Annotated in this window: 18 protein-coding genes and 1 pseudogene; 14 read left to right on the top strand and 5 right to left on the bottom strand. The window is 71.7% G+C overall.

Annotated elements, in window-relative coordinates; all coding sequences use genetic code 11:
- A partial coding sequence (locus ABD211_RS04335) for a potassium channel family protein (protein WP_344126432.1) occupies positions 1-881 on the top strand: 881 nt, incomplete at its 5' end.
- Here ABD211_RS04335 and ABD211_RS04330 read toward each other — a convergent pair.
- Complete coding sequence (locus tag ABD211_RS04330; protein WP_344126430.1) at positions 835-1,323, bottom strand: DUF1269 domain-containing protein; 489 nt, start codon at positions 1,321-1,323, stop codon at positions 835-837. The two genes, ABD211_RS04335 and ABD211_RS04330, sit on opposite strands and share 47 nt — an antisense overlap.
- 95 nt (positions 1,324-1,418) lie before the next feature.
- On the opposite strand from ABD211_RS04330, the gene gadC reads away from it, so the two are divergent.
- The 3 genes from gadC to ABD211_RS04315 all read left to right on the top strand — a co-directional run bounded on the left by gadC (position 1,419) and on the right by ABD211_RS04315 (position 4,736).
- Positions 1,419-2,870, top strand: a complete 1,452-nt coding sequence (gene gadC / locus ABD211_RS04325; protein WP_344126428.1) for a glutamate/gamma-aminobutyrate antiporter GadC — start codon at positions 1,419-1,421, stop codon at positions 2,868-2,870.
- A 70-nt stretch (positions 2,871-2,940) separates the two neighbouring features.
- Positions 2,941-3,375, top strand: a complete 435-nt coding sequence (locus ABD211_RS04320) for a hypothetical protein (protein ID WP_344126426.1) — start codon at positions 2,941-2,943, stop codon at positions 3,373-3,375.
- A gap of 11 nt (positions 3,376-3,386) precedes the next feature.
- Positions 3,387-4,736 (top strand): dipeptidase, encoded by a 1,350-nt coding sequence (locus ABD211_RS04315; RefSeq protein WP_344126424.1) that lies wholly within the window; start codon positions 3,387-3,389, stop codon positions 4,734-4,736.
- Positions 4,737-4,790: 54 nt separating this feature from the next.
- On the opposite strand, the gene ABD211_RS04310 is transcribed toward ABD211_RS04315, so the two are convergent.
- Positions 4,791-5,690 (bottom strand): serine/threonine-protein kinase, encoded by a 900-nt coding sequence (locus ABD211_RS04310; protein WP_344126422.1) that lies wholly within the window; start codon positions 5,688-5,690, stop codon positions 4,791-4,793.
- Positions 5,691-6,103: 413 nt separating this feature from the next.
- Here ABD211_RS04310 and ABD211_RS04305 point away from each other — a divergent pair, with 413 nt between their 5' ends.
- On the top strand, positions 6,104-7,156 hold the full coding sequence (locus ABD211_RS04305; protein WP_344126420.1) for a LacI family DNA-binding transcriptional regulator: 1,053 nt from the start codon (positions 6,104-6,106) through the stop codon (positions 7,154-7,156).
- Positions 7,157-7,372: 216 nt separating this feature from the next.
- Entirely contained in the window at positions 7,373-8,587 is a 1,215-nt protein-coding gene (locus ABD211_RS04300; RefSeq protein ID WP_344126436.1) for a sensor histidine kinase, read from the top strand.
- Positions 8,588-8,592: 5 nt separating this feature from the next.
- On the opposite strand, the gene ABD211_RS04295 is transcribed toward ABD211_RS04300, so the two are convergent.
- Positions 8,593-9,045 carry an RpnC/YadD family protein gene (locus ABD211_RS04295; protein WP_344126418.1) on the bottom strand — a complete coding sequence of 151 codons (453 nt, stop codon included), beginning with the start codon at positions 9,043-9,045 and terminating at the stop codon, positions 8,593-8,595.
- 150 nt (positions 9,046-9,195) lie between these two features.
- On the opposite strand from ABD211_RS04295, the gene ABD211_RS04290 reads away from it, so the two are divergent.
- Positions 9,196-9,735: a hypothetical protein gene (locus ABD211_RS04290; RefSeq protein ID WP_344126416.1), complete on the top strand. Its 540-nt coding sequence runs from the start codon at positions 9,196-9,198 to the stop codon at positions 9,733-9,735.
- Positions 9,736-9,838: 103 nt separating this feature from the next.
- Here ABD211_RS04290 and ABD211_RS04285 read toward each other — a convergent pair whose 3' ends face one another.
- Positions 9,839-10,507, bottom strand: a complete 669-nt coding sequence (locus tag ABD211_RS04285; protein WP_344126434.1) for a response regulator — start codon at positions 10,505-10,507, stop codon at positions 9,839-9,841.
- Positions 10,486-11,718, bottom strand: a complete 1,233-nt coding sequence (locus ABD211_RS04280; protein ID WP_344126414.1) for a sensor histidine kinase — start codon at positions 11,716-11,718, stop codon at positions 10,486-10,488. Before ABD211_RS04280 ends, ABD211_RS04285 begins: the two co-directional genes overlap by 22 nt.
- Positions 11,719-11,849: 131 nt before the next feature.
- Between ABD211_RS04280 and ABD211_RS04275 the strand changes: the two are divergent.
- The 7 genes and pseudogenes from ABD211_RS04275 to ABD211_RS04245 all read left to right on the top strand — a co-directional run.
- Positions 11,850-12,500 (top strand): annotated as a pseudogene (locus tag ABD211_RS04275) (ABC transporter ATP-binding protein); the annotation flags it as partial.
- A 50-nt stretch (positions 12,501-12,550) separates the two neighbouring features.
- A complete protein-coding gene (locus tag ABD211_RS04270) occupies positions 12,551-13,273 on the top strand; it encodes an ABC transporter permease (protein WP_344126412.1) in 723 nt (240 codons plus the stop codon).
- Between the two features lie 22 nt (positions 13,274-13,295).
- Positions 13,296-13,928, top strand: a complete 633-nt coding sequence (locus ABD211_RS04265) for a DUF4291 domain-containing protein (protein WP_344126411.1) — start codon at positions 13,296-13,298, stop codon at positions 13,926-13,928.
- 52 nt (positions 13,929-13,980) lie between these two features.
- Positions 13,981-14,124, top strand: a complete 144-nt coding sequence (locus ABD211_RS04260) for a hypothetical protein (RefSeq protein WP_344126409.1) — start codon at positions 13,981-13,983, stop codon at positions 14,122-14,124.
- Between the two features lie 34 nt (positions 14,125-14,158).
- A complete protein-coding gene (locus tag ABD211_RS04255) occupies positions 14,159-14,947 on the top strand; it encodes a LytR/AlgR family response regulator transcription factor (RefSeq protein WP_344126407.1) in 789 nt (262 codons plus the stop codon).
- Positions 14,947-15,318, top strand: a complete 372-nt coding sequence (locus ABD211_RS04250; protein WP_425560342.1) for a DUF485 domain-containing protein — start codon at positions 14,947-14,949, stop codon at positions 15,316-15,318. The genes ABD211_RS04255 and ABD211_RS04250 overlap by 1 nt, the downstream gene beginning before the upstream one ends.
- Entirely contained in the window at positions 15,315-16,805 is a 1,491-nt protein-coding gene (locus tag ABD211_RS04245; RefSeq protein WP_344126403.1) for a sodium/solute symporter, read from the top strand. Before ABD211_RS04250 ends, ABD211_RS04245 begins: the two co-directional genes overlap by 4 nt.
- The last annotated feature ends 5 nt before the right edge of the window (positions 16,806-16,810 follow it).

Below are 16,810 nucleotides of genomic sequence, written 5' to 3'. Positions count from 1 at the left end.
CGCCGCCCGGCGCCGGCCGGCGAACCGCCGGTGGGCCCGGACGGGCCGCCGGGCGCGCCGCTCGCCGGGACCGGCCCGGTCACGTGATCCGCACCCCGCCGAGGGCCGTCCACCTGCGCGCCCGTGTCCAGGCATTCCTCGCGCTGCTCGTCGGGCTGCTGTTCATCTACACCACGATCATCCTGCTGGGGGAGCAGCCGGGTGCGGCCACGACGAAGGTCGCCGTGCTGGGGGCGCTGCTGGTCGGCGCGGCCTGGACCCGGCGGAGCAACAACCGGCGGCTGGTCGTCGTCGCGGCGGCCGGCGGCATCATCGCGCTGGCCGTACTCCTCGTGTCCGTCGCCGGGTCGTCCCGGGTCGCGTTCGGCGTGAGCGGCGCGGCTGTCGTCGTGCTCTGCGTCGCGATGATCTGGATGATCGTGTCGATCCTCGTCGCGGTCCACCGGGTCGACGTGTCGACGGTTCTCGGCGTGCTCTGCACCTACCTGCTGATCGCGCTCATCTTCGCGGCGCTGGGGCAGGTCGCGGCCTCGTTCCAGTACGGCCAGGACGAGTACGTCCGGGGGGTTGACGGCCCGCCGTCCGCCTCGGACCTGCTCTACCTCAGCGTCATCACGCTCTGCACGGTCGGCTACGGCGACATCACGCCGGTCAGCGGCTTGGCCCGTGCGCTCGTTGTCATGGAGTCCCTGATCGGGCAGCTCTACCTGGTGTCGATCGTCGCCGCGGTGATCGGTGGTTGGCGGGTGGGCGACGCGGCGCGGGCCGAGCGCGCGAAGCGCATCGACCACGCGGCGCGGGAGCCGGGTCCCACGCCGCGCCGCCGGCGCCCGCTCAGGCGGTCAGGGCCGCGACGAGCTTCGCCTGATCGTCGTGCGTGAGGTTGCTCTGCAGCACCGTCGGTGAGTACGGCCGCAGCGCCTCGATCACCTTGTCCCGCGTCGCGGACACGACGAGCATGAAGACGGCCGCCCGGCCGGGCGTCAGCTGTTCGCCCAGCTGTTTGATCATCTTGTCGTCGACGCCGATGTCGGTGAGCTTGCCGGCGATCGCGCCGCTCGCGGCGCCGATGGCCATGCCGAAGATGGGCATCAGGAAGATCAGCCCGAACAGCGCCCCCCACAGGGCCCCGCCGGCCGCGCCGGCGGCCGTGGTGTTCATCGCCTGCTGCACCTTGACCTTGCCGTCCGCGTCGCGCCACACCAGCGCCGCGTCGCCCAGCTTGATCAGTTCCTGCTTGGTGAGTTGGTTGGTGACGAGGTCGAAGACCTCTTCGCCCCGCTCCCGGTTGTCGAGCCCGAGCACGATCAATGTGGTCGCCATGCGTCGAGGTTAGCCCGGTTTATTCCAAATGAAACTCTAAGTAGGAAATAGCTGCTTACGCTCTGGTTACCGAGGTGCGGAGCAGGGGGTACGCGATGAGCGCAGCGGATGCGGCGGCCGACCGACCGGCCGCGCGGGCGGCGGCGGAGGCGGCGGCGCGACCGGCCACGGCCTATATCTCCTGGGTGGCGCTGGCCCTGATGACCACGGCGTCGGTGGCGAGCCTGCGACCGGCGCCGACGATGGGCCTCTACGGCCTCGCCGCGATCTTCCTGTACGTGGTGCCGGGCATCGTGTTCCTGCTGCCCACCGCGCTGGTGTCGGCCGAGCTCGCCTCCGGCTGGACGGGCGGCGTCTACAACTGGGTCAGCGAGGGCCTGAGCAAGCCGCTCGGCTTCCTCGCCGTCTGGTGCCAGTTCGCCATGACGATCTTCTACTACCCCAGCCTGCTCGGGTACGTGGCGAGCACCCTCGCGTACGTCTTCAACCCGGAGCTCGCCACCAGCGGCCTGTGGACCGCGCTGGTGATCATGGTGTGCTACTGGTCCGGTGTCTACATCTCGTCGCAGGGCACCAAGTCGGTGGCCGGCCTCTCCAGCGCCGGCCTCATCATCGGCACGCTGGCGCCGGGCGTGCTGCTCGTCCTGCTCGGCATGGTCTTCCTCGGGCAGGGCAACCCGTCCGCCGCGCCGATGGACGCCGCCCACCTGCTGCCGCCCTGGGCCGGCATCGCGAGCCTCGTGCTCATCGTGAACAACTTCCTGTCGTACTCCGGCATGGAGATGAACGCGGTGCACGTGGGCTCGCTGCGCAACCCGCCACGCGAGTTCCCCCGGGCCATGTTCCTGGCCATGGGGCTGGTGCTGCTCATCTTCATCCTGCCGGCGCTGGCCATCGCCTGGGTGGTGCCCGCCGAGGAGCTGTCCCTGACGGCCGGCGTCATGCAGGCGTTCGACGCGGTGTTCGCCGAGTTCGACATCACCTGGCTCACCCCGATCATCGGCATCGCGCTGGTGACGGCCTCGCTGGGCGGCATGCTCACCTGGCTCGCCGGGCCGTCCAAGGGCCTGCTGCTCATCTCGCGGCACGAGGGCTACCTGCCGCCGTTCCTGCAGCGGCTCAACAAGCACGGCGTGCAGCAGAACATCCTGGTCACCCAGGGCATCATCACGACCGTCATCGCCCTGCTCTACGCGTTCATCCCCGACGTGTCCAGCGCGTACTGGATCTTCTCGGTGATCACGACGCAGGTCTACCTCATCGTGTACCTGCTGATGTTCGTCGCCGCGGTGCGGTTGCGGCGCACGCAGCCCGACCACCCGCGCGGCTTCCGCGCCCCCATCCTTCCGACGCTGTGCGTGGTGGGCTTCCTCGCCTCCATCGCGGCGCTGCTCATCGGCTTCGTGCCGCCCTCGCAGTTCGGCGGCGCCAGCCCGTTCATCTACCTGATCATCGTCGGCGGCGGCGTGGTCATCGTCGGCCTGCTGGTTCCGTTCCTGTTCTACAAGCTGCGCAAGCCCAGCTGGAAACTCCCGGAGGGGTCATGAGCGAGCGAAGCGAGCGAATCATCAGCTCAGTTGAAGCATGGCGGCGCCGGAGCGCAGCGGAGGTGACGACATGAGCGTTCATGTGGATTCGGCGCCGCGGACGAAGCGGATCATCACCTACGTCGTGCTGGGCGCGATCTTTCTGATCCTGCTGCTCATCGCGCTCGGGACGTTCCAGGCGGCCAAGCGGAACACGCAGGCCACCCAGCTGGCCGGCCAGCTGCAGCAGGAGCTGCAGAAGCACGGGCTGCCGGTGCCGAGCACGGGACAGATCACCAGCGCCCTCGGCACCGACGGCGGGCTGCTGTGCGACGACCCGGCGTTGTTCCTCGACCGCGCCATCGCGCAGTACGCCATGTCGGGCGCGGGTGGGCCCGGTGCCCGCCCGACCATCGCCCCGGCGACGTTCGCCCAGGGCGCGCAGCTCGCCGTCGGCGTCTACTGCCCCGACAAGGCCACCGAGTTCGCGAACGCCCTCGACGACTATGAGCTCCACGACGCGTAACGGAGGCGGTCATGGTCGATGGGCTGCGGGAGGCGGTCGACGCGCAGGTGCCGCGCATCCGCGCCGACCTGGCGGAGCTGGTGTCGTTCCGGTCGGTCGCGGACGCCCGGCAGTACCCGCCGGAGGAGTGCGAGCGGGCCGCGACCTGGGTCCGCGACCGGTTCGCCGAGGTCGGCTTCACCAACCTCGAGCTGTACCCGACGGCCGACGGCAGCAAGGCCGTCTACGGCGAGCGCCGCTCGGCCGGCAACGGACGCAACCCGACCGTGCTGCTCTACGCCCACTACGACGTGCAGCCGCCGCTGGACGAGCACGCCTGGCGCACCCCGCCGTTCGAGCTGACCGAGGTCGACGGCCGGTGGTACGGGCGCGGCGCGGCCGACTGCAAGGGGAACATCCTCATGCACCTCACGGCGCTGCGCGCGCTCGGCGACGACATCCCGGTCAACCTGAAGCTCATCGTCGAGGGCTCCGAGGAGCAGGGCACGGGTGGCCTGGAGGAGTTCGTGCCCGAGCACGCCGACCTGCTGCGCGCCGACGCGATCCTGGTCTGCGACACCGGCAACGCCGCCGTCGGCGTACCCACGGTGACGACGTCCCTGCGCGGCCTTGCCAACGTTGTCGTGACGGTCGAGGCGTTGTCGAGCGAGATGCACTCCGGGATGTTCGGCGGCGCGGCGCCGGACGCGCTCGCGGCGCTCGTCCGGATGCTCGCCTCGCTCCGCGATGAGCAGGGCAACACGACCATCACCGGCCTCGACGCGAGCCAGACGTGGCACGGCGTGGACTACCCCGCCGACCAGTTCCGGACGGACGCGAATGTCCTTCATGGTGTCTCGTTGCTCGGCTCCGGGTCCGTCGCGGACATGCTCTGGGCCCGCCCGGCGGTGACGATCCTCGGCATCGACTGCCCGCCCGTCGTCGGTTCGGCGGCCGCGATCCAGCCGCGCTCGCGCGCCCGGCTCAACCTGCGCGTACCGCCGGGCACCGACTCCGAGGCCGCGCTCACCGCGCTGTCCGCGCACCTGCGGGCCGTCGCACCCTGGGGAGTACGGGTGGCGGTGGAGCGCGAGTCGGCCGGCGCCCCGTTCGAGGCGCGCACCGACGGGCCCGCGTACGCGGCGCTGCGCGACGCCTTCCAGGAGTCGTACGGGCGGGACATGACCACGGCGGGACAGGGCGGCTCGATCCCGCTGTGCAACGTGTTCGCCGAGACCTACCCCGACGCCGAGATCGTGCTCATGGGCGTCGAGGAGCCGAGGACGCTCATGCACGCGCCGAACGAGAGCGTGGACCCGTCCGAGATCGCGCACATGGCGCTGGCCGAGGCGCTGTTCCTGCGCCGGTACGCGTCGGTATAGCGCAAGCTTTCCGGAGGAGCGGTGTTCTCCGGAGGAAGGTCTGCGCTGTTCAGCTCAGACCGTGTCGGGGCGCGCGTGGCGGGGGCGCGGCGCCAGCAGGATCGACCACAGGGACAGCGCGACGGCCGAGCTCTCCGGGCGCTCGACCGGTCGCTTGGCCATGCAGGCGCGGGTGATGTCAGCGATGTCGCGGGGCATGCCCGGGACGCTGAGCACCGGCGTGGGCGCCGCGTAGTGCAGTCGGCCGGCGGCGAACCCCGGGCCGGGGCGACCGCCGGGCCCGCGCGGCGGGCCGGCCGGGGCGGGCGACGTGCCGGTGAGCATTTGGTAGAGCAGGACACCCAGGGCGTACACGTCGTCGGCGGGCTCGCCCGGGCCGGTGCTGAGCTGCGGGTGCGCGGGGGCCGGTTGGGCGGGCGACGAGTGCGCCTGAGACAACGGTCGGCGCAGCCGGCCGCTGGTGACGCGGCGGCTGGGCGCGGCCGTGAGCCGGCCGGTCAGCGGCTTCGTGGTCACCGCCAGGCCGAAGTCGATGAGCTTCACGCCCGTCGTCGTGATCATGATGTTCTCGGCGGAGACGTCGCGGTGCACGACGCCGCGGCGGTGGGCGACGGCCAGCACGTCACCGATCGTGGCCGCGATGCGGACGGCCTCCTGCCACGGCATCGGGCCGCCGGCCACGCGCGCCGCCAGCATCACGCCCGTGAGCAGCTCCATGACAACGTAGGGCACCATCGAGCCGTCGGGCAGGGGCGCGTCGCCGAAGTCGTAGACCTTGGGCACGCTCGGGTGACGCAGCATGTTCGTGATGAGCGCCTCGCGGCGCACGCGCTCGCGCGCGATGGTGTCGCCGGCGTGTGTGGGCGCGAGCATCTTGATGGCCATCGGTTGGCGACGCACCGTGTCCACGGCGTGGTACACGATGGAGACGCCGCCCTGTCCGATCGGTCCCATGAGGACATAACGCTGTCGGAAGGCGGTGCCCATCTGTAGCCACGACACGATTCGGGACTATTCCGTACCTGGCGACCCAGGACAAGGGGATGGCCGTCACGTTCACCGTTTTGCTATGCGACGGACGCGATGCGTGACGGTCTGTAGTCGTCTGCGGAGTCTTGAATGTTTGACTACGTCGATGCGTGTTCGAGCAGCTTATGGCGATCTTTGAGGGTCGTTCACGTTGTTGAGCTGGGCAAATGTCCGGAACTTACGTCGATATCAATGAATCCCTATGCACCGGTATGCCGGTTTTCAGACACCCAAACGCAATGGGGCGTTGACAAGCTCGAAACGATGGACCACGCTGTGTCCGTGGGAGCGCTTCCATAGAGTCCCAACGAGGTGGACCCTGTTGTTCGGAGACCCCGATGACCATTGTTGATCTGCAGTACCTGCCCCGTCCCGCAGGCGACGAGGACCCCGAGTCCGACTCGCCGACCCTAGCCCACGTGGCCGCCCTCGCCGGCGTTTCGCTGGCGACCGCCTCGCGGGTGCTCAACAACTCCGCCGGAGTGAGCATGCGTGCCCGTGAGCAGGTGCGCGACGCGGTGACCCATCTCGGGTACGTGCGTCGTCGGGCCGCGCGCGCCACCACCGCGAAGCGTGTACGCGCGGTCGCCGCCGTCGTGTGCGCCAACAACAACCGTCTCTTCTCCGACCCGTTCTACGCCCGGATCATCTCCGGTGCCACCGAGGAGCTGGCCGGACACGACGTCCCGCTCATGGTCATCCCGGTGACCGACGATCGACTCGCACTGATCGAGCCGAGCCTGCACTCCGGACACTACTCCGGTGTGCTCCTCGTCGGCGCCCACGACCGGCACTCGCTGACCGTCTCGCTCCCGGCGGCCGGTGTACCGGTGACGATGATCGGGCGTCCGCTGCACGCCACCCGGGCGTCGTACGTCGACGTCGACAACAAGGGCGGCGCCCGTCTCGCGGTGGAGCACCTCATCCGCCAGGGCCGGCGCAACATCGCCACCATCGCCGGGCCGCCGAACATGGCGGTCGGCGCCGACCGGCTCGCCGGCTACAAGGAGTCCCTGGCCCGCGCCGGCCTGCCCGAGATGCCCATCGCCTACGGCGACTTCAGCCAGGCCTCGGCCGTGCACGCCATGTGGCGCCTGCTCGACCAGCGCCCCGGCCTCGACGCCGTGTTCGTCGCCTCCGACATCATGGCCACCGGAGCCCTCCACGCGCTGCGCCGTGCCGGGCGCCGCGTGCCGGACGACGTGGCCGTCGTCGGGTTCGACGACATCCCGCTCGCCGCACACACCAACCCGCCGCTCACCACCATCCGCCAGCCGATCGAGGAGACCGGGACCATGGCTGCCCGGCGTCTACTCTCCATCATCGACGGCGACGCCGAAGAGCAGGACCCGTTGCTGCCTACGACTCTCGTGGCCCGGGCCTCCGCCTGACGGGCTGAGCCGGTGTCTGGCGAAGGCCGGAAGGCCCGAACCAGCACCGCGCTAAGCGGCTTCCCTGGCGGCGGTCGGTTCCACCACCCCGGCCGCCGCCAGGGACCATCTCCACCGAGACTTCTCCTCCTCCCGAGCCGGTCGCGGCCCGCAGGCGATCCCTGCGGGCCGCGCCGCGTATTCCCTGCCGGCGGTCGAGGCGTCAGGATGCACGGGGTGAACGCCAACCTGTCGGCGGCCGTGGCCGTGCTCATCCTGCTGATGGCGCTCGGCGCCGCCGTGTACGCCGTGGCGCGGCAGCGCGGGCGGCGGGTCATCGCGACGGCCGGGCAGCGGGCGACCTACGAGGTGCTGCACACCGCCGGGTTGGCCGCCGAGCCGCTGCGCGCCGGGCTGTCCGCGGCGACGGCCGGTAAGGCCGTGCGCCACCTGCGTACCCTCATCGGATCTTCGGGGTTGGCGGTCGCGGGGCGCGACGGGCTGCTCGCCTACGACGGGGCCGACGACCACCACCGCGACCAGCTCGCCACCGCCGCGCGCCGGGCCGTCGCCACCGGGCGGTCGACGGTGCTCAGCGCCCGTGACCTCACCTGCGACGCGATCGACTGCGCGGTGCGCGGCGCCGTGGTCGCCGCGCTGATCCGGCCCGACAGCGAGGCCGTCGAGGGCGCGCTGGTCGCCGTCACCGACAAGCAGGTCATGCCCGGCATGGTGCGCGCCACCCTGGAGACCGGCCGATGGGCCGCCACCCAGCTCGCCCTCGCGGAGCTGGACTCATCCCGCGCCCGGCTGGCCCGGGCCGAGCTGCGGGCGCTGCGCGCCCAGATCAGCCCGCACTTCGTCTACAACGCGCTGTCGGCGATCGGCTCGTTCGTGCGCACGGACCCGGAACGGGCCCGCGAGCTGATCCTCGAGTTCGCGGAGTTCACCCGGTACAGCTTCCGGTCGCACGGGGAGTACACGACGCTGGCCGAGGAGCTGCGTTCCATCGACCGGTACCTGACGATCGAGCGGGCGCGGTTCGGTGAGCGCCTGCAGGTCCGGCTGCAGGTGGCGCCGGAGGTGCTCCCGGTGGGCCTGCCGTTCCTGTGCCTGCAGCCGCTGGTCGAGAACGCGGTGCGGCACGGCGTGTCCCCGAAGCCGGGCGTCGGCACGGTCAGCATCGTCGCGCGCGACGCGGGCGCGGAGTGCGTCATCACGGTCGAGGACGACGGGGTCGGCATGGACCCCGAGGTGCTGGCGCGGGCCGTGGACGCCGACGAGCCCGACGCCGGCCAGCACGTGGGCCTCGCGAACGTCGACGAGAGGTTGCGCTCGGTCTTCGGCGACGGCTTCGGCCTGGTCGTGGAGACCGCTCCCGGCGCCGGCACGAAGATCAGCATGCGGGTCCCGAAGTTCCGCCCGGACGTCCACCCGGCCCGCGCGACCTGATCGCGTCAGGCGAACAGGTCCTCGACCGAGGTCGCCGTCGTGGCCAGGCGAATCCACCGCTCCAGCTGCACGATGTCCGTGCACGACGTGATGCGGTCGCGGGCGTCGGCGGGCACCTCGATGCCGCGAGCGTCCAGCACGGTCAGCAACGACCGCGCCTCACCTTCAGCGCGGCCCTCAGCCCGACCCTCGATTCGTCCTTCGATGCGGCCCTCGGTGCGACCTTCCCCGCGACCCTGCTCAAGTCCCTGTTCAAGTCCCTCTTCGAGGCCCAGCTCCCGCCCTTCCACGCGCCCCTGCGAAACGAACTTGCGCACCAGGTCGCTCTGGTATTCGCGGATGCGGGTCGCCATAAGGTCCTCCAGGGTTTGGCGGGCGGCCGCGCTCAAAGCCTCGGCCACGATGTCGAAACAGCCCAACGTATGGGCCACGTGCTTTTGGTCGTCAATATCAGTCACTCGAACGTGGCGAGGCTATGGAACGCGGTGATGCCGCGACTTCTGCGGCGCGGTGACTAAGCTGCTAATGCCCGAAATTATCTAATTATGGTTTTCGAATCTTTTTGGGCAATCAATTTCGAGAAGCGTGCGAGCCAGATGGAGGCAAGAATGAACGCGCGCATCATCGCGGCCGTGACCGGTGGACTCCTGGTCGCCAGCGCCCTCGTGGCGGCGCAGGCCCCCGCCTCCGCCGCACCCGTGCCATCCACTGTGGTCGGCGTCCCGTCGCTGCTCGTCCCGGCCGACTGGGATGACGACGACCTGTGGGACCGGCGCGACCGTTGGGACCGCGACCGTTGGGACCGCGACCGCTGGGACCGCGACCGCTGGGACCGTTGGGACCGGGACAGGTGGGACCGGTGGGACTGGGACCGCGACCGGTGGGACCGCGACCGCTGGGATCGTGACCGGTGGGACCGGGACCGGTGGGACTGGGGCCGGGATCGCTGGGATGATGACGATGAGTTCGCCGATGGGATCCGCGACGGGATCCGGGACGGCTACGCCGACGCCCGTCACGACTGTGACTCGCGGGGCGGCTCCCGGTTCAGCGGCCAGCGCCCGCCGCGGGGCTCCCGCGCCTACCAGCGCGCCTACAACCGGGGCTACAACCGCGGTTACAACCGCGGCATCGACGACTTCTGCTGAAGGATCGGCGGCGACCCCGTCCACGCGATCCCCGAACAATCTTGGGACGAAACACGCGGGTATCCGCATGTTTCGTCCCAAGAATAACTACAGCGATCGACTCTCAGACCAGGTCGGCGTCGTGCACGAGCAGGGCGATCTGGACGCGGTTGTTGAGGTCGAGCTTGGTGAGCAGCCGGGAGACGTACGCCTTCACGGTCGCCACCGACATGAACAGCTCGGCGGCGATCTCCGCGTTGGACCGCCCCTGGCCGACGGCCAGCGCCACGTCGCGCTCGCGCGGACTCAGCGTGCCCAGCAGGCCGACCGCGCGTTCGCGGCGCCCGTCGCCGCCCGTGGCGACGACGTGCGTGATGAGCTGCCTGGTGACTGTGGGGGAGAGGGTCGCCTCGCCCGCCGCGACGCGGCGGATCGCCGCCACGATCTCGGCGGGCGGGGTGTCCTTGAGCAGGAACCCGCCCGCGCCGGCGCGGAGCGCGCGCAGCACGTACTGGTCGATGTCGAACGTCGTGAGGACGAGCACCTCGGGCGCCCCGGGGACGGCACGCAGCGCGGACGTCGCGGCCAACCCGTCCACGCGCGGCATGCGGATGTCCATCAGGACCACGTCCGGGGCGTGGGTGCGCACCGCGTCGGGCACCTCGGCGCCGTCGGCGACCTCGCCGACGACCGCGAGGTCCGGCGCGCCGCCAATGATCATGGATAGCCCGGCGCGGACGAGCGGGTCGTCGTCGACCACGAGGACCCGGATCACGCCGGCCACGGCAACCAGGCCTGTACGCGGAAGTCGCCCGTCGGCGTGCTGCCGCCGCGGAAGTGGCCGCCGACCAGGCTGACCCGCTCGGCGAGCCCGGCCAGGCCGGTGCCCGTGCCCGGGATGTCCGCGACCCGCACCGCCGGCGGCGGGTTGCTCACCGCCAGGGTCAGGCCGTCGCCCGGGCCGCCGTTCATCTCGATGCTCACCTTCGCGCCGGGCGCGTGCTTGCGCGCGTTGGTCAACGCCTCCTGCACCAGGCGGTACGCCGTCGTGGCGACCGTGGCGGGCGCCTGCTCGGATCCGATCACCTCGTTGTGCAGGTCGACCCGCATGCCCGCGGTCCGCGACTCGCCGACGAGTTTCGGCAGGTCCGCGAGGCGGCGCTGCGGCGGCTCCGCCGCGTCGTCCGTCCCGTCGCTGTCGCGCAGGACACCCAGCACCTCGCGCAGGTCGCGCAGCGCCTCGTGGGCGCTCGAGCGGATGACCGCGGCGGCCTTCGACACATCCTCGGGCGGGGCGTCCGGCCGGAACTCCAGCGCTCCCGCGTGCAGGCTGAGCAGCGAGATCCGGTGCGCGAGCACGTCGTGCATGTCGCGGGCCAGCCGGGTGCGCTCCAGCTGCCGCGCCTGGGCCACCCGCAGCTGCTGCTCCGCCTCGGCCCGCTCCGCCCGGTCGCGCAGCGACAGCACGAGCTGCCGACGGGCCCGCACGAACAGGCCCCACGCCAGCAGCAGCGACATGATGAAAACGTTCGCGAGGACCGCGCCCAGCCAGCCGAGATCCAGGTCTGGGCGCAGCACGTTGAACGCCGTGCCGGCGACGACGTTGGCGGCGGCCAGCGGCCCCGAGATGCTCAACGGGCGGTGGATCACGACCGTGAACAGGATGAACCCCTGCGCGAACGCGCAGGTGACCGAGAAGACGGCGACCGGCAACCCGATGATGGCCAGCGCCACCGGCCACCGCCGCCGCAGCCACAGCGCGCAGCAGGAGGCGAGGCCCAGCGCCGAGTCGAGCGGGATCAGCCAGTCCGGGCCGTCGAGCCCGATGTCCAGCGGAGAGACCGGCTGCGTCGCGCCCCACGACGCGTACAGCCAGAACATCAGCGCGCCCAGGAACGCGATCGAGTCGATCAGCCAGTCACGCGCCGAGCGCCGGTGCCGCCCGGCGGCCCGCCGCCCGGTCAGGCTGGCCGGCAACAGCCAGGGGTGGTCCGGCGCGGTCATGCGGCAATCGTAGAAACCCTTGTCGTCGTCGGATACCGACCAAAGTCGGTATCCCGTGCCGACCTCGGTCGGCGCGGTCCTAGACCGACAGCCGCAGCGGCGGGGCGGGCCGCGCGGCGACGCTGATCCGCATGATTGAGATAACCCATCTGACCAAGAAGTACGCCGGTCACGCGGTCGTCGACGACGTCTCCTTCACCTGTCGACCGGGCACCGTCACGGGTTTCCTGGGCCCCAACGGCTCCGGCAAGTCCACGACCCTGCGGATGCTGTGCGGGCTGACCCCGCCGACGGCCGGGTCGGCCACCCTTCTCGGCGGCCGCTACCGCGACCTGCCCAACCCCGCGCGTCGGGTGGGCGTGCTGCTGGACGCGTCCGCGCAGCACGGCGGGCGGACCGGGCGCGAGGTGCTCACCCTCGCCACCCTCACCACGGGGGTGCCGCGGCGGCGGGTGGCCGAGCTCTTCGCCCAGGTCGGCCTCGACGACCCCGCGGCGCGCAAGCGCGTCCGGGCGTACTCGCTGGGCATGCGCCAGCGGCTCGGCCTGGCCGTCGCCCTGCTCGGCGAGCCGGAGATGCTCATTCTCGACGAGCCGGCCAACGGACTCGACCCGGAGGGCATCGCCTGGATGCGCACACTGCTGCGCGGCTTCGCCGACCGGGGCGGCACCGTCCTGCTGTCGTCGCACCTGCTCGGCGAGGTGCAGGCCATCGCCGACCAGATCGTCCTCATCCACAACGGCCGCGTCGTCGAGCAGGGGAACACCGCCGACCTGATCGCTGGTGGCCGCAGCCTCGAGGACCTCTTCCTCGCCCGTACCGGAGGCCAGTCATGACCGCCCCGTCGCTTGCCCGCCTCACCGTCGTCGAGCTGCGCAAGCTCGTCGACACCCGGTCGGGCCGCTGGCTGCTCATCACCATCGGGGTGCTCGCCGCCGCCCTGGTCACCCTGCAGCTCGTCTTCGGCGGGTCCGGCGACCGGACCTTCGCCGCGGCGTTCCTTGTGTCGGTGCTGCCCATCGCCCTGCTGCTGCCGGTGCTCGGGATCCTGCTGGTGACCAGCGAGTGGTCGCAGCGGACGGCGCTGACCACGTTCACCCTGGTGCCGCGGCGGCACCGGGTCGCCCTCGCGAAGGTCGTCGCGGCCACGCTCGCGGGGGTCGCCTCCGTGCCGGTCAGCGTCGTCGTCGCGACCGTCGCGACGCTGGCCTCCGGCGGTGAGTGGACGTTCCGCGCCGAACTCCTCTGGTACACCGCCCTGGCGCAGATCATCGGCGTACTCATGGGGGTGGGGTTCGGCATGGTGCTGCTCAACAGCCCGCTCGCCATCGTCGTCTACCTGATCCTGCCGACCGTGTGGACCATCCTCGGCGCGACGATCAGGTCGCTGCGCGAGGCCGCGGCCTGGCTCGACACGGGGGTCACCACCATGGCGTTGTTCGAGCCGGGCATGACCGGCGGCGACTGGGCGAAGCTGGGCGTATCGGTCGCGGTGTGGGTGGCCCTCCCGCTCGCCGCCGGCCTCGTCCGGGTCACCACCCGCGAAGTCGCTTGACCGCCGCTGGACGATGGCACGTGTGACCGTGCCGAACCGCCAGATCCGCGCCACCTACACCGACGACACGATCACGGTGTACCAGGCGTACGGCGACGCTATCGCCCGGCCCGCGCTCGCGGCCGGGCGGTTCGTCGCGCCGTTCAAGCGCGAGCGGATGACGTGGATCAAGCCGTCCTTTTTATGGATGATGTACCGCTGCGGGTGGGCGCTGAAGGACGGGCAGGAGAACGTGCTGGCCGTCGAGATCACCCGTGAGGGCTTCGAGTGGGCGCTGGCGCGCGCGTGCCTGAGCCACTACGACCGCGATCGCGACGCCTCCCGCGCCGAGTGGTCGCGGCGGCTCAGGACGAGTCCGGTGCGCGTGCAGTGGGATCCCGAGCGGTCGTTGCGACTGGGAGCGCTTCCGCACCGGTCCCTGCAGGTGGGCCTCTCCGGCGAGGCGGTGACCCGCTACGTCGACACGTGGACGGTCGCCATCACCGACGTGACACCCCTGGCGAGGCGGATCCGCGGCCGCCTGGACGCCGGCGACGAGGCGGGCGCCCGTTCGCTGCTCCCCGCGGAGCGCCCCTACGACCTCCCGTCACCGGTGGCCGAGAACATCGGCGCGGACGGTCCGGAGGAGGTGGTAGCGGCCGACCGGGGGACGTGACGATCCAGTAGCCGGCGCACCATGGAGGCGCACCGGAGCGGAGGGCGGACCCATGCTGGCGATCGTGGTGGGGTATCCGGTCGCCGTGGAGTGGACGGCCGGCCGGGTGATCGGGGTCGGGTGCCCGCTGCTCTTTCTCGTCGTGACGGCCATCCTGCTCGCGCGGGCCGCGCACCGCGACGACCGACAGGGGTAGCCGCGGGAGGGTCCGAACCGCGAGGATGCTCCCTATGGGCACTCATATCTACACCGGTCTACGTGTCCTCGCCGTCGATGACGAACCGCCGGCGCTCGACGAGCTGGCGTTCCTGCTGCGCGGCGACCCGCGGGTGGCGACCGTGCGCACCGCGAACGACGCGACCGGGGCCCTGCGCGTCCTGCGCGACGAGGAGATCGACGCCGCGTTCCTCGACATCCGGATGCCCGGCCTGGACGGGGTCGAGCTGGCCAGGGTGCTCAGCCGCTTCGCGCGACCGCCCGCGATCGTCTTCGTCACCGCGTACGACGACCGGGCGGCCGACGCGTTCGACCTCGGCGTCGTCGACTACGTGCGCAAGCCCGTGCAGTCCGACCGGCTCGCCGAGTCGCTGCGGCGCATCGCGTCCGCCCGGCTCGTGCCCGCCCACCCGGCCGTCGCCGGCCAGCGCGCCCGCGAGGCCGCCGACGCGGCGCCCGACGTGATGATCCCCGTCGAGCTGGCCGGCACGACCCGGCTGCTGCCCCGCTCCGCCGTGCGCTGGGTGGAGGCGCAGGGCGACTACGCCCGGCTGCACACCGCCGAGGCGTCCCACCTGATCCGGGTGCCGTTGACGACGCTGGCGGAGCGGTGGGCGGACGCCGGTTACGTCCGGATCCACCGGTCCTACCTGGTGCAGTTGCGGCTCATCAGCGAGCTGCGGCTGGCCGGCAACGCGTACGTGGTCGTCATCGACGGGCGCGAGCTGCCCGTCGCGCGACGCCACACCCGCGAGCTCAAGGACCGCCTGGTCCGCGCGGCCAAGCAGGACTGGGCGCGTTGATGTCCGGGGACACCCCGCAACGGGTACGGGTCGTGCTCGCGGACATCGCCCGACCGCCGCGCACCGCCGCCACCCGGGCGGAGCTGACCGAGCAGACCCACGTGGGCGACGCGCTCGTGCGCGGCCTGGTCCGCGCCCAGCTCGCCCTCGCCCTGCGCCTCGCCGCCGTCGTGGTGATCGGGCTCGGCGGGCTGCCGCTGCTGTTCGCCGTCGCGCCGGCCGTCGCTAAGGCGCGCCCGTTCGGGATCTCGCTGCCGTGGCTGCTGCTCGGCGCGCTGGCGTACCCGTTCCTGTTCGTCGTCGGGTGGGCGTACGTGCGCCTGGCCAGCCGCGCCGAACGGGACTTCACCGACCTCGTCGAGCGGCCGTGACCAACGCTTATGCCGTGCCCGCGATCGTCGCGGTCACCCTCGTCACCGTCGTCATCGGCGCGTACGGGCTGCGCCTGGCCCGCTCCACGTCCGACTTCCTGGTGGCCTCCCGCGAGGTGAGCCCGTCCTGGAACGCGGCCGCGATCAGCGGCGAGTACCTGTCCGCGGCCTCGTTCCTCGGCGTCGCCGGCCTGATCCTCAAGTACGGCGCGGACGTGCTCTGGTACCCCGTGGGCTTCGCCGCCGGGTACCTGGCCCTGCTGCTGTTCGTGGCGGCGCCGCTGCGCCGGTCGGGCGCGTTCACCCTGCCCGACTTCTGCCAGCTGCGCCTCGGCGCCCCATGGCTGCGCAAGCTCGCCACCGCGTTCGTCATCTTCATCGGCTGGCTCTACCTGGTGCCCCAGCTGCAGGGCGCCGGCCTGACGCTGCGCTCGGTCACCGGCGCCCACTACTCCCTCGGCGTGCTCATCGTCGCCGGCGTGGTGACCGGCAACGTCGCCCTGGGCGGCATGCGCTCCATCACGTACGTGCAGGCCTTCCAGTACTGGCTGAAGTTGACCGCCCTGGCGGTGCCCGTGATGTTCCTGCTCGCCCACTGGCAGCGCCAGGACCGGCCGGCCATCCCGTCGCCGGTGACGTGGCTGCTGCCGCTGCACGGCGAGGAGCACGGCCTGTTCGCCACGTACTCGCTGATCCTGGCGACGTTCCTCGGCACGATGGGGCTGCCGCACGTACTCGTGCGGTTCTACACCAACCCCGACGGCGCCGCGGCCCGCCGCACCACGCTCGTCGTCCTCGGCCTGGTCGGGCTCTTCTATCTGTTCCCCACGTTCTACGGGGTGCTCGGCCGGCTCTACACGCCGCACCTGGTGGCCAGCGGGGAGACCGACACGGTGGTGCTGGCGCTGCCGGGCGCGGCGATCGGCGGGCTGACCGGCGAGGTGCTCGGCGCGCTCGTGGCGGCCGGCGCGTTCGCGGCGTTCCTGTCCACGTCGTCGGGGCTGCTCACGGCCGTGGCCGGCGTGCTGTCGACGGATGTGCTGGGGCGCGGGTCGGTGCGCAGCTTCCGCTGGTCGGCGGTCGTCGCGGGGGCGGTGCCGGCGGTGCTGGCGCTGCGCGTGGACGCCCTCGACGTGTCGCAGGTCGTGGGCCTGGCGTTCGCGGTGGCGGCCTCGTCGTTCTGCCCGTTGCTGGTGCTGGGCATCTGGTGGCGCGGCCTCACCGACCTCGGCGCCGCGGCCGGCATCGTGGTCGGCGGCGGCTCGGCCGTCGGGGCGGTGCTCGTCACCGTGGTCGGCCCGCCGCTGACCGGCTGGACCGCCACGCTGGTCGAACAGCCCGCCGCCTGGACCGTTCCGCTCGCCTTCACGGTTATGGTGACTGTGTCGATCATGTCGCGACGGCGCGTGCCCGCCGCGATCGGCTCGATCATGCTCCGCCTGCACGCCCCTGACGCACTGCGGGCTGACGCGACCACCCCGCGTTGAGCGGT

The sequence above is a fragment of the Luedemannella flava genome, from assembly GCF_039528515.1.
Taxonomy (GTDB): domain Bacteria; phylum Actinomycetota; class Actinomycetes; order Mycobacteriales; family Micromonosporaceae; genus Luedemannella; species Luedemannella flava.
Note: the sequence above shows the minus strand (reverse complement) of the source record. Positions and strands in the feature narration are given on the sequence as shown.